11 protein-coding genes are annotated in these 12,584 nt (G+C 68.5%); 6 read left to right on the top strand and 5 right to left on the bottom strand.

What is annotated here, in order from left to right; all coding sequences use genetic code 11:
* Window positions 1-1,227: protein-disulfide reductase DsbD domain-containing protein (locus tag OXR08_RS17910; protein WP_267351942.1), on the bottom strand; the 1,227-nt coding region annotated here is incomplete at its 3' end.
* A gap of 87 nt (window positions 1,228-1,314) precedes the next feature.
* On the opposite strand from OXR08_RS17910, the gene OXR08_RS17905 reads away from it, so the two are divergent.
* Together OXR08_RS17905 and OXR08_RS17900 are read left to right on the top strand one after the other, a co-directional pair.
* On the top strand, window positions 1,315-2,958 hold the full coding sequence (locus OXR08_RS17905) for an alkaline phosphatase family protein (protein ID WP_267351940.1): 1,644 nt from the start codon (window positions 1,315-1,317) through the stop codon (window positions 2,956-2,958).
* Window positions 2,959-3,061: 103 nt separating this feature from the next.
* On the top strand, window positions 3,062-4,267 hold the full coding sequence (locus OXR08_RS17900) for a cation:proton antiporter (protein ID WP_267351939.1): 1,206 nt from the start codon (window positions 3,062-3,064) through the stop codon (window positions 4,265-4,267).
* Window positions 4,268-4,367: 100 nt separating this feature from the next.
* Here the strand turns inward: OXR08_RS17900 and metH are convergent, their stop codons facing one another.
* From metH to OXR08_RS17880, 4 genes are all read right to left on the bottom strand, one after another.
* Window positions 4,368-6,968 carry a methionine synthase gene (gene metH / locus OXR08_RS17895; protein ID WP_267351937.1) on the bottom strand — a complete coding sequence of 867 codons (2,601 nt, stop codon included), beginning with the start codon at window positions 6,966-6,968 and terminating at the stop codon, window positions 4,368-4,370.
* Between the two features lie 127 nt (window positions 6,969-7,095).
* Window positions 7,096-8,142, bottom strand: coding sequence for a homocysteine S-methyltransferase family protein (locus OXR08_RS17890; protein ID WP_112383396.1), 1,047 nt, complete (start codon window positions 8,140-8,142; stop codon window positions 7,096-7,098).
* Between the two features lie 74 nt (window positions 8,143-8,216).
* Window positions 8,217-9,161: a methylenetetrahydrofolate reductase [NAD(P)H] gene (metF, locus tag OXR08_RS17885; RefSeq protein ID WP_112383395.1), complete on the bottom strand. Its 945-nt coding sequence runs from the start codon at window positions 9,159-9,161 to the stop codon at window positions 8,217-8,219.
* Window positions 9,158-10,129, bottom strand: a complete 972-nt coding sequence (locus tag OXR08_RS17880) for a metalloregulator ArsR/SmtB family transcription factor (RefSeq protein WP_112383394.1) — start codon at window positions 10,127-10,129, stop codon at window positions 9,158-9,160. Before OXR08_RS17880 ends, metF begins: the two co-directional genes overlap by 4 nt.
* A 132-nt stretch (window positions 10,130-10,261) precedes the next feature.
* On the opposite strand from OXR08_RS17880, the gene OXR08_RS17875 reads away from it, so the two are divergent.
* From OXR08_RS17875 to OXR08_RS17860, 4 genes are all read left to right on the top strand, one after another.
* Entirely contained in the window at window positions 10,262-10,582 is a 321-nt protein-coding gene (locus tag OXR08_RS17875) for a hypothetical protein (protein WP_149681917.1), read from the top strand.
* A gap of 90 nt (window positions 10,583-10,672) precedes the next feature.
* The gene (locus tag OXR08_RS17870; protein ID WP_267351932.1) at window positions 10,673-10,855 is read left to right on the top strand and encodes a hypothetical protein; all 183 of its coding nucleotides are present in this window, start codon (window positions 10,673-10,675) and stop codon (window positions 10,853-10,855) included.
* 4 nt (window positions 10,856-10,859) lie between these two features.
* Entirely contained in the window at window positions 10,860-11,819 is a 960-nt protein-coding gene (locus OXR08_RS17865; RefSeq protein ID WP_267351930.1) for an aldo/keto reductase, read from the top strand.
* A gap of 144 nt (window positions 11,820-11,963) precedes the next feature.
* Window positions 11,964-12,584 (top strand): beta-propeller fold lactonase family protein (locus OXR08_RS17860; protein ID WP_267351929.1); only part of this gene is annotated, 621 nt, incomplete at its 3' end.

Here is a 12,584-nt window from a genome sequence, read left to right as displayed (position 1 = left end):
CGCCGCCAGCGCCCCCGTCGCAAACGCCCCCGCATGCCCCGACCGCCCGGCAAATGCCGGCGTCGGCAGTTCGAACAACCCCGCCAGATTGAACGCGATCCCCGCCACCAGCAGCAGCAGCACGCCGATCACGCGCGGGTCCTGCAACTGGAATGCCCAGCCCATCGTCGCGCCCCCCGCGCGCAGGGCGAGCAGGGCGGCACCCAGCCCGACGCACACCAGCACCACGCCCGCGCTATAGGCCAGCGCCTCGCTGCGTGCCGCTGCCGGGGTCGCGCCGCCGCGCGCCAGGCTCAGCGCCTTCAGGCTCAGGATCGGGAAGACGCACGGCATGACGTTCAGGATCACGCCACCCAACACCGCCCCCAGCAGCGCCAGCAGGGCTGTGCGCCACGCCCCGTCACCCGTGGCGCCCGCTACCGCACCGGGCATCGCGGTCAGGGCCAGCCCGCGCCCCTTGTCGGTCGCCAGCACGCCCGCGATCGCGCCGCGTACCGGCACCGCCGCCGCACCGGTCTCGACGATCAGCACATCCCCTTCGCGCCGCACCGTCTGCGGCGCGGCATGCGCCAGGATACCGGGCGCGGCGGGGTAGAAATAGACGTCCCCGATCTCCGCCGCCGCCGGCAGCGGAACCGCCAACCGAAACCGTCCGTCCGCCACCTGATAGGTCGCCTGCGACCCCAGCGGCCGCGGCAGCGCCGCCCGCCACGCATCGAATTGCGCCAGCGACCCCGCCTCGACCGCGCCATCGCCCACGATCAGCGCGGTCGACAACATCTGGCTTTCCGGCACGCAGATGCGGTCGGTGCATACCAGATAATCCGCCTTCACCTTTACCGGCAAACGCGTGCCCGGCACCGCATCCCGCGGGATCGACACATCGGCCAGCAGCGCGAACGGCGCCTCGTAGACATAGTTCATCAGGCCTGAGATCAGCAGCCGCCCCGGCACCGGATAGCGCAGCGGCCCCGCGGTCACCCCTGGCGGCAGCGTCCAGTCCAGGCTGGTGCCCAGCCCCGCATCCCCGCCATGGCTCCAATAGGCGTGCCAGCCGGGCTGCGGCACGGCCGAGAAGGCCAGGATCACCCTGCCCCCCGGCGCCGGAGCGGCCGTTTCCGGGATCAGCGTCATGCGGACATGCGGCGCAGGCAGACTGGCCGGGTCGGCATTGCCCTGCGCGCCCGCGCCGTTTGCGACGAACAGCAGCACCAGCGTCATCATCATGTAAAGCCAGTGCCGCATCGAAACCTTGCCTCTGTCGCGTTCCCCGTCCCATAGCGGGGGCGCCCCATCTATGCATCAAGGTTCCCGATGAAATCCTTTCTCGCCATGCTGCTCGCCTCCACGCTGGCCGTGGGCACCCCCGCCGCCGCGCAGCAGGCGCCCGCCCCGACCCCCGCGCCTTTCCCGGCTGCCAGGCCGAAACTGATCGTCGCCATCTCGGTGGACCAGTTCGCCGCCGACCTGTTCCAGCAATATCGCAACCGCTTCACCGGCGGCTTCGCGCGGCTGCTGTCGGGTGGTGTCTTCCCCTCGGGCTATCAGAGCCATGCCGCGACCGAAACCTGCCCGGGCCATTCCACCATCCTCACCGGCTTTCGCCCGGCGCATACCGGCATCATCGCCAACAACTGGATCGACCAGCGCGTCGGCCGCCCGGACAAGATCGTTTATTGCTCGGAGGACGAGAATGTCCCCGGCTCCAGCCATGACAGCTACACCGTGTCGGACAAGCATCTGAAGGTGCCGACGCTCGGCGAGCGGATGAAGAATGCCGATCCGCGCACCCGCGTCGTCTCGGTCGCGGGCAAGGACCGCGCGGCGGTGATGATGGGCGGCCACAAGGTCGACGAGCTCTGGTGGTGGGACGGCAAGACCTATGTCTCCTATGCCGGCCGCGCGGTGCCCCCGGTGGTGCAGCGCACCCGCGATGCAGTCGCCGCCCTGCTCGCCCAGCCGCAGGAGGCGCTGCCCCTGCCCGGCTGGTGCAAGCCGCTCGACCGCCCGATCGCCGTCGGCAACCAGGTGATCGGCCAGGGCCGCTTCCAGCGCGCGGCGGGTGATCTCAAGGCGTTTCGTGCATCCCCCGCGTCCGACGCCGCGGTGTTCGCGATGGCCGCCGGACTGGTGCAGGACATGAAGCTGGGTCAGGGTCCGCAGACCGACATCATCTCGATCGGCGCCTCCGCCACCGACTATATCGGCCATTCGCTGGGCACGCAGGGCACCGAGATGTGCATCCAGATGAACGAGCTGGACCAGACGCTCGACGGCTTTTTCGCTGTGCTCGACCAGACCGGCGTCGATTACGAAGTGGTGCTGACCGCAGACCACGGCGCGCACGACATGACCGAGCGCCAGATCGAACGCGCGATGCCGATGGAAACGCATGTCGATCCGCAGTGGCAGGCCAAGACTGTCGGCGCCGCGATCGGGCAGGCGATGGGACTGAAGGGGCCGGTGCTGCTCGGCTCGGACGGCGACATCTATGTCGATGCCGATCTGCCCGCCGCCACCCGCGCCAGGGTATTGGCGGAGGCGAAGCGCCGCTACCTCGCCATGCCGCAGGTCGCCGCCGCCTTCACCCGCGCCGAGATCGCCGCGCAGGCCTGGCCGACCAGCCCCCCCGAAACCTGGACCCTGCTGGAGCGCGCCCGCTCCTCCTACGATCCCGAGCGGTCGGGCGACCTGCTTGTCCTGCTCAAGCCGCGGGTCACCACGATCGAGAAGGCCGCCCCCGGCTATGTCGAAACGCATGGCAGCCCGTGGGACTATGACCGCCGCGTGCCGATCCTGTTCTGGCGCCGCGGCATGACCGGCTTCGAACAGCCGCTATCGGTGGAAACGGTGGACATCGCCCCGACGCTCGCCGCGACGATCGGCCTGCCGGTATCGGGTCTCGACGGCCGCTGCCTGGACCTGGACTCCGGCCCCGCCGACACCTGCCGAAGGTAACTTTCACCCTCTCCCCAAAAGGGGAGAGGGCGTAAAACCAGCGCCCATTGCCCCCCGCCCCCGACCTTCGCTAACCAGCAAAAAACGGGGGGTATCAACCATCATGCACATGACGCCGACGGAGATATTCCTCCTCGCGATCCTTATCATCTTCACCGGCCCCTATCTGGTCTGGCGACTGGGCCGCACCGATTACTGGGCGCCGCTCGTCGTCGTGCAGATCATCGGCGGCGTGCTGCTCGGGCCAGGCGTGCTGGGCGCGATCTTCCCAGGCTACTACGCCTTCGTCTTCGCCGGGCCGACGATCACCGCGCTGAACGGCATCGCCTGGTGGGCGGTGATGCTGTTCGTCTGGATCGCCGGGCTGGAACTGGATGTGGGCGAGGCGTGGCGCCGCCGCCGGGAGACCGGGATCACCGCCGGCCTTGCCCTCGGTGTGCCGCTGATCGCCGGCAGTCTTGCCGCGCTCGCGATGCTGCGCTTCCCCGGCTGGCGCGGCGCGGACGGCGCGGATTGGCAGGTGGTGCTCGGCATCGGCATGGCATGTGCCGTCACCGCGCTGCCCATCCTCGTCCTGTTGATGGAAAAGCTCGCCATCCTGCGCGCGCCGCTCGGCCAGCGGGTGCTGCGCTATGCCAGTCTCGACGACATCGCCATATGGGGCGTTCTCGCGCTCATCCTGCTCGATTGGGAACGCGTGACGCGACAGGCCGGCTTCCTTGTCGGCTTCGCCGTCGCCACCTGGGCGATCCGCCGCCTGCTCCGCGCCATTCCGGAGAATGACCGCTGGTATGTCGGGCTCATCTGGCTGGCCGCCTGCGGCTTTGCGGCCGACTGGGCGGGCCTGCACTTCATGGTCGGCGCGTTCCTGGCCGGCGCCGTCCTCGACGCGCACTGGTTCGGCGAGGCGCGCATGGACCGGTTCCGCCAGACGATCCTGATGGGCATCATGCCCGTCTATTTCCTGTCGACCGGCCTCAAGACCCAGTGGGGCGTCGGCGGCGCCGCGGTGTTCGCCGCCGCCGCGCTGCTGCTCGTCGCCTCGGTCGGCGGCAAGCTGGCTGGCGTCGCCATGGCCGGCCGCATCCTGAACTGGCCCAAGGGCGATGCCAAGGCGATCGGCTGGCTGCTTCAGACCAAGGCGCTGATCATGATCATCTTCGCCAACATCCTGCTCGACAAGCACATCATCACCAACGAGACCTTCACGGCCCTGTTGCTGATGGCGGTCGCCAGCACGATGCTGACCATCCCCAAAGTCGCCCCGATGCTGAAACGCGACCCCGCGCTGGTGAAGCGCGGCTTCTGATCCCCGCCCAGATTGTCCCGACGCCGGGGATGGCGGCCCCGGCGAGACCCCGACCTGGAAAATGGCTGTTCCCCTCTCCTTGCAAAGAGAGGGGACCGGCTCAATCCAGGTTCGGGCGCAGCCAGCGCGTCGCCTGTGCAACGTCCACGCCGCGCCGCGCTGCATAATCGGCGACCTGATCCTCGCCGATCCGCGCCACGCCGAAATATTCCGCCTGCGCATGCCCGAAATAGAAGCCGCTGACCGCCGCGGTCGGCAGCATCGCGAAGCTCTCGGTCAATTCGATGCCCACCGCATCTTCCGCGCCCAGCAGGTCGAACAGCGTGCGCTTCAGGCTATGCTCGGGGCAGGCCGGATAGCCCGGTGCCGGGCGGATGCCGCGATACTGCTCGCGGATCAGCGCCTCGTTGGTCAGCTGCTCGCCCTCGGCATAGCCCCACAACACGGTGCGGACATGCGCGTGCAGCGCCTCCGCGAACGCCTCCGCCAGCCGGTCGGCCAGCGCCTTGAGCAGGATGTCGTTATAATCGTCCACATCCGCCTTGAACCGCGCCAGATGCGGCTCGATGCCGTGGATGGCGACCGCAAAGCCGCCCATCCAGTCGCCTGCGGGGTCGATGAAATCGGCCAGGCACATATTGGCCCGCCCCTCGCGCTTGGCGATCTGCTGGCGCAGGAACGGCAGCCGCGTACCTTCGTCCAGCACCACATCGTCGCCGTCGCGCCGGCACGGCCACAGCGCGGCCACGCCCCTGGCGGTCAGCCACTTCTCCGCGATGATCCGGTCGAGCATGGCCTGCGCATCGGCATGGAGCGACCGCGCGCTTTCCCCCACCACCGCGTCGTCCAGGATCGCCGGGAAATTGCCCGCCAGCTCCCACGCACGGAAAAAGGGCGTCCAGTCGATATGATGCCGCAGGTCCTCCAGCGACCAGTCGTCGAAGACGTGCACGCCCGGCTGCTTCGGCGCGTTGGCCTTCAGCATCATGTCCGCGGTGAAGCCACGCGCCCGCGCCTCGGCCAAGGGCAGCAGGTCGTTCTGCCCCTTGCCGGCGCGCGCATCGCGCACCTTCTGATATTCCGCGGCGATCCCGGCGACATAGCCTTCCGCCTGCGTGTCGGAGACCAGCGTGGTCGCGACGCCCACCGCCCGGCTCGCGTCCAGCACGTGCACCACCGGCCCCTCATAGGCGGGCGCGATACGCAGCGCGGTGTGCACCTTGGAGGTGGTGGCGCCGCCGATCAGCAGCGGCATCGTCATGTTCGCGCGCTGCATCTCCTCGGCCACCGTCACCATCTCGTCCAGCGAGGGGGTGATGAGGCCGGACAGGCCGATCATGTCCGCGTCGTTCTCGTTGGCGGCCTCCAGGATCTTGGCCCAGGGCACCATGACGCCCAGGTCCACCACCTCGAAGCCGTTGCACTGGAGCACGACGCCGACGATGTTCTTGCCGATATCGTGCACGTCGCCCTTGACGGTCGCCATGATGACGCGGCCCTTGCCCTTGGCGCCCGGCTCCTTGGCGGCCTCGATGAAGGGCAGGAGGTGCGCCACCGCCTTCTTCATCACGCGGGCGGACTTCACCACCTGCGGCAGGAACATCTTGCCCGAACCGAACAGGTCGCCGACGACGTTCATGCCGTCCATCAACGGCCCCTCGATCACCTCGATCGGCCGCCCGCCGCGCTCGGCGACCGCCGCACGCAACTCCTCGGTATCGTCCACGACATGCGCGTCGATGCCCTTGACCAGCGCATATTCCAGCCGCTTGGTCACCTCCAGCCCGCGCCACTCGGCGGCCTGCTTCTCCGCCACCGCATCGGTACCCCGGAATTTTTCCGCCAGCGCGACCAGCCGGTCGCCGGCCTCCGGATCGCGGTTCAAGATCACGTCCTCGCAGGCGGTGCGCAGTTCGGGGTCGATCGTGTCATACACGTCGAGTTGCCCGGCATTGACGATCCCCATGTCCATGCCCGCCGGAATCGCATGGTAGAGGAAGATCGAGTGCATCGCCCGGCGCACCGGCTCGTTGCCGCGGAAGCTGAACGACAGGTTCGACAACCCGCCCGAGATATGGACGTGCGGGCAGCGCGCCTTGATCTCGCGGCACGCCTCGATGAAGTCGACGCCGTAGTTGTTGTGTTCCTCGATCCCGGTCGCCACCGCAAAGACATTGGGGTCGAAGATGATGTCCTCGGGCGGAAAGCCGATGCCCGTCAGCAGGTCATAGGCCCGGACGCAGATCTCGACCTTGCGCTCCTTGGTGTCGGCCTGCCCCACCTCGTCGAACGCCATGACGACCACCGCCGCGCCGTACGCCATGCACAGCCGCGCGTGATGAAGGAATTGCTCCTCGCCCTCCTTCATGCTGATCGAATTGACGATCGGCTTGCCCGAGACGCATTTCAGCCCCGCCTCGATCACGCTCCATTTCGAGCTGTCGATCATGATCGGCACCCGCGCGATATCGGGTTCGGCCGCGATCAGCTTGAGAAAGGTCGTCATGGCATATTCGGCGTCGAGCAGCCCTTCGTCCATGTTGACGTCGACCACCTGCGCGCCATTCTCCACCTGGCTGCGCGCCACCTCGACCGCGCGGGCATAGTCGCCGGCCATGATGAGCTTCTTGAACGCCGCGGATCCCGTGACGTTGGTCCGCTCGCCGACATTCACGAATTGGGTGGAGGAATTGGTGGTCATGATGTTCTTTTCTAAGCCCTCTCCCCTCCGGGGAGAGGGTTGGGTGAGGGGTAGGTGTCTCACTGAGCGAAGCGCTGCTGGGCAGCCTTCACCAGCCCTCCCCCCGAGGGAGAGAGGGCTGAAAGGGTCACGCCGCCATCGTGAACGGCTCCAGCCCGGCCAATCGCGTCCGTACCGGCGGCGTCGGGATGCGGCGCGGCGCCACGCCCTGCACACGCTCGGCGATCGCCCGGATATGCGCCGGCGTCGATCCGCAGCATCCGCCCAGCACGTTCACCTGCCCCGCGCCCGCCCATTCATGCACCAGCCCGGCCGTCGTCGCCGGCGCCTCGTCATAGGCGCCCAGTTCGTTGGGCAGCCCGGCATTGGGATAGACCATGATCAGCGTGTCGCAGATTTCCGACAGCGTCTTCACGTGCGGCCGCAACTGTTCGGCACCGAACGAGCAGTTCAGCCCGATCGTCACCGGCCGGGCGTGGCGCACCGCATGCCAGAACGCCTCCACGGTATGGCCCGACAGGTTGCGCCCCGACAGGTCGGTCAGCGTCATCGACAGCATGACGGGCACGTCCCGGCCCAGATCGCGCGCCGCGTCGCTCGCCGCCATGATCCCCGCCTTGGCGTTCAGCGTGTCGAACACCGTCTCGATCAGGATGAAGTCCGCGCCCCCTTCGAGCAGCGCATCGATCTGCTCCCGGTACACGCCCTTCAGATAATCGAAATCGATCTCCCGATACCCCGGATCGTTGACGTCGGGGGATAGCGACAGCGTCTTGTTCGTCGGCCCGATCGCCCCCGCCACGAAGCGCGGGCGCCCATCCTTCGCCTGGAACTCGTCGGCGAGGCGGCGCGCCAGCCTGGCGCTCTCGACGTTGATCTCGCGCACCAGATGCTCGGCACCGTAATCGGCCTGGCTGATCCGGTTGGCGGAAAAGGTGTTGGTCTCGGCGATGTCGGCGCCCGCCTCGAAATAGGCGCGGTGGATCGCCTCGGGCACCTCGGGCTTGGTCAGCGCCAGTATGTCGTTGTTGCCCTTCTGGTCATGGCCCAAGCCCAGCGTCCCGGCATAATCCGCCTCGGACAGCTTCCAGTTCTGGATCTCGGTGCCGAATGCGCCATCGGTGATCAGGATGCGCTTGGCCGCCTCGGCGAAGAAGGTGTCTCGGATCGTCATCGGTACAACTCCCCCCTCCCGTTGGCGGGAGGGGTCGGGGAGGGAAAATCAGGGCGCGAAGATTGCGGGCGGGATCAGGCCGCCGCCACCACCGCCTGCGGCTTGGCGCGCACGCCCAGCATGTGGCAGATCGCGAACGCCAGTTCGGCGCGGTTCAGCGTGTAGAAGTGGAAGCTCTTCACGCCGCCCGCATACAGCCTGCGGCACATCTCGGCGGCGATCGTCGCCGCCACCAGTTGCCGTGCGGCGGGATGATCGTCCAGCCCCTCGAACAATCGGTCCATCCAGTCCGGAATCGCCGCCCCGCACAGCCCCGCGAACTTGCGCGTCTGCGCCACGTTCGACACCGGCAGGATGCCCGGCACGATCTCGGCGGTGATCCCCGCTGCCGCCACCGCGTCGCGAAAGCGGAAGAATGCCTCTGGCGAGAAGAAGAACTGGGTGATCGCCCGCGTCGCGCCGGCATCCAGCTTGCGCTTCAGATTGTCGATATCGCCCACCGTATCCACCGACTCCGGGTGGCATTCCGGATAGGCCGCAACCGAGATTTCGAACGGGTGCCGCTTGGCCAGTCCCGCTACCAGATCGGCCGCATTGGCGTATCCGCCCGGATGGCTGGCGAACTTGGCGCCCAGCGTCGGCGGATCGCCGCGCAGCGCCACGATATGGCGCACGCCCGCCGCCCAGTAATCCTCGGCGACCTGGTCGATCTCCTCGCGCGTCGCCTCCACGCAGGTCAGGTGCGCCGCCGCCGCCAGCGAGGTTTCCCGCTGGATACGCGCCACCGTCGCATGCGTCCGCTCGCGCGTCGATCCGCCCGCCCCGTACGTCACCGATACGAAGCGCGGGCCCAGCGGCTCCAGCGTGCGGATCGCGTCCCACAACTGCGCGTCCATCTTCTCCGTCTTGGGCGGAAAGAACTCGAAGCTCACCTCCATGTCGCCGCCGACATCGGCGAACAGCGGCGCTTCCAGCGCACGGCGCGCTTCTTCGAGCTGGGGAACGGAAATCGTCGTCATGCCGCTTTCACCATGTTGGAGTCGACCGGGCGCAGGCCTTTCAGCCCCTGTTTGGTGCCCAGCCACAATTTCACCGTCAGCGTACCGCCGCCCAGCGTTTCGATCTGCGTCATGCGCAGGCCCGCATTGGCGAACCAGCCCGCAATCTGTTCGTCGGCAAAGCCCAGCCGGGTATGCGCGTCGCGCGCACGCAAGTCCTCGCGGTCATGCGGCGCGAAGTCGGCGATCAGCAACCGCCCGCCCGTCGCCAGCACGCGCGCGGCCTCGGCGATCGCCGCGCCCGGCTGCTGCGCGAAATGCAGCACATGGTGCAGGATCGCGACGTTCGCCGCGCCGTCCGCCATGGGCAGCGCATACAGGTCCGCCTGGCGCAATTCGGTGTTCGGCCGGTCGTGCAGCTTGGCGCGCGCCAGCCGCAGCATCTCCGACGACCGGTCGATGCCCAGCGCCGCGTCCGCCTGCGCGCCGAACACCTCCAGCATCCGGCCCGTACCTGTGCCGATATCGATCAGCGTGCCGATCGACCCCTGCCCCAGCAGCGCGGCCATCGCCGCCTCGACCTCGCTCTCGGCGACGTGCAGCGAGCGGATCGCGTCCCACTCGGCGGCATGATCCTCGAACCAGGTCGCGGCCGATGCCGCGCGGTCCGCACGCACCGCCGCCAGCCGGGCCGCGTCCGCCACCGCCCAGTGATCGGGCTCGTGCACCGACCATTGGTCCAGCGCCGCCACGATCGGCGCCACCGCCTCGCGCGCGCCCAGCGCGACGAACACCCAGCTGCCTTCCTTGCGCCGCTCCGCCAGCCGTGCATCGACCAGGATCTTCACATGTCGCGACACGCGCGGCTGGCTTTGCCCCAGCACCTGCGCCAGTTCGCCGACCGACAGCTCCATCGTGCGCAGCAACGCCAGGATGCGCAGCCGCGTCGGGTCGCCAAGGGCACGGAAAATGTCGAGCGCCATCGCCATGGATCGACATATAAAGATATCTTTATATGCGGTCAACGAAATGGTCGTTTCGGACCTCAAACGGCACATCTGCGTTATGGCCCGGTTGCGGACGGTTGAGTTCGCTTCGGAAATCCAAGGGAGTATGCCCGCATGAAGACGTTTACCCTCGGTCTGACCGCCGCCGCCGCCCTCGCGCTCGCCGCCTGCAGCCAGAACGCCCAGGAGCAGACCGAACAGGCCGCCGACGCCGTCGCCGCCGATACCGAGGCGACCACGCGCAACGCCGTGAACGACGTCGACGCCGCCAGCGATCGTGCGCTGGGTTCGGCCGAGCGTTCGATGGACAATGCCGGCGACCGGATCGAGAACGGCGCCCGCAAGGCCGGCGATTCGATCAGCAACGGTGCGGATGCCGCCGCCGATGCGACCGGCAACGCGCTCACCCGCGCGGGCAACGCGATCCGCGACTGATGATGACGGCCGGGGATATGGGCCGGTGCCCTGTCCCCGGCGCCCCCGTCGGACTGGACAGCGCCGACCCTGCCGGACGACACTTGCCGCATGAACCGCCTTTTTCCCGCCGCCGCGCTCCTGCTTCTTGCCGCCTGTTCGGGCGGCGACGACCAGCCGGGCGGCCTTACCGCCGACGAGGCGAAACAGTTGGACGAGGCCGCCGCCATGCTCGACGCCAATGCCGTCGACCTGAACGCGCTGGATGACAACGCCACCGATCCCGAAGGGTGATGCCATGACCGATCCGCAGAACCGCCGCCGCCTCGGCTCCACCGACCTCCAGATCGCGCCCCTGGTCCTGGGCGGCAACGTATTCGGCTGGACGGCGGACCGCGCGGCCAGCTTTGCCGTGCTCGACGCCTTTGTGGCGGGCGGCGGTACGCTGATCGATACCGCCGATGTCTATTCCGCCTGGGTGGACGGCCACCGCGGCGGCGAATCCGAGACGATGATCGGCGAATGGCTCCGCATCAGTGGCAAGCGCGACGCGGTGCTGATCGCCACCAAGGTCGGCATGCTCCCCGGCGAGGGTGGCGAAAAGCTCGCCCCCGCCCGCATCGCCGCCGCCTGCGACGCCTCGCTGAAGCGGCTCGGCACCGACCGGATCGACGTCTATTTCGCGCATCAGGACGATGAGGACACCCCGCAGGAGGCCAGCATGGAGGCGTTCGGCCGCCTGGTCGACGCCGGCAAGGTCCGCGTGATCGGCGCCTCCAACTTCCACGCCGCCCGCCTGAAGTCGGCCAACGACGCCGCCCGTGACGCCGGCCTGCCCCGCTTCCACGTCCTTCAGCCCGAATATAATCTGGTCAGCCGCCACAAGTTCGAGGGCGAGTTGCAGGATTATTGCGTCACCGAGAATATCGGCGTCGTGCCCTATTACGGCCTCGCCTCGGGCTTCCTGACCGGCAAGTACCGCACCCGCGACGATCTCGGCAAAAGTGTGCGCGGCGGCCGCATGGCCGACCTGCTTGAAGGTCGCGGCAAGGCCGTTCTCGACGCGATGGACGCCGTCGCCGCCGAGACCGGCGCCACCCTCGCCCAGATCGCGCTCGCCTGGCTGATCGCGCAGCCCAGCGTCACCGCCCCCATCGCCAGCGCCACCAGCGTCGCGCAGGTAGAGGATCTCCTTCCCGCCATGACGCTGGTCCTGACCGACGACCAACTGGAACGCCTGACGCTTGCGGGCGCGTGACCGGTTGTCCCTTGGCCATCGTGAGAGCGGAAGGCGAGGCGCGTTCGGCGCCGAACCTTTCCGCGATCAGGCAAGGATAGCCGCGGCACCCCGCGCCATGCCATAGACCTGATCGCCCCCCGGCGGATGCGAACAGGAGAAGCCATGACCACCCCGATGTCCAGACGCACGATCCTTGGTGCGATCGGTGCCACGGCACTTCCCCTCCCCGCGCACGCCGCCCCCGCTTCGCTCGCGCTCTACGCCGGCGGCTACAACCGGGAAGGCGGCCACGGCCTCCTGCCCCTCCACTACCGCCCCGATACCGAGAGCTGGCAGGCGGCCGCGCCGGTCGCCGATGCGCCCGACGCCTCGTTCGGCATCCGCCACCCCCGCCACGGGCTCCATTATCTGGTGCAGGAGGGCGCGGACGGCATGGTCTCCGCCTTCCGCACCGATGGCGACCGCTGGACCCGCGTCGCGCATGTCTCGTCCGCCGGTGCCGATCCCTGCCATGTCGCGCTCGACCGCACCGGCACTGCGCTTGCCGTCGCCAATTACAGCAGCGGCAGCGTCGCTCTGATCCGTCTCGACCCCGCCACCGGCCTTCCCTCGGCCCCGGCAACGGTCCACCCCCACCGGGGCAGCGGCCCCGTCACCGATCGCCAGGCGGGCCCGCATGCGCACTGGGTCGGCTTCACCCCGGACAATCGGTGGCTATGGTCGGTCGACCTCGGCGCCGACACCGTCTTCGCCCATCCCTTCGACGCACGCACCGGCACGCTC

This window comes from Sphingomonas sp. GM_Shp_2 (assembly GCF_026540875.1).
In the GTDB taxonomy this organism is placed as follows: domain Bacteria; phylum Pseudomonadota; class Alphaproteobacteria; order Sphingomonadales; family Sphingomonadaceae; genus Sphingomonas; species Sphingomonas carotinifaciens.
This window is presented reverse-complemented; position numbering and strand designations above follow the sequence as displayed.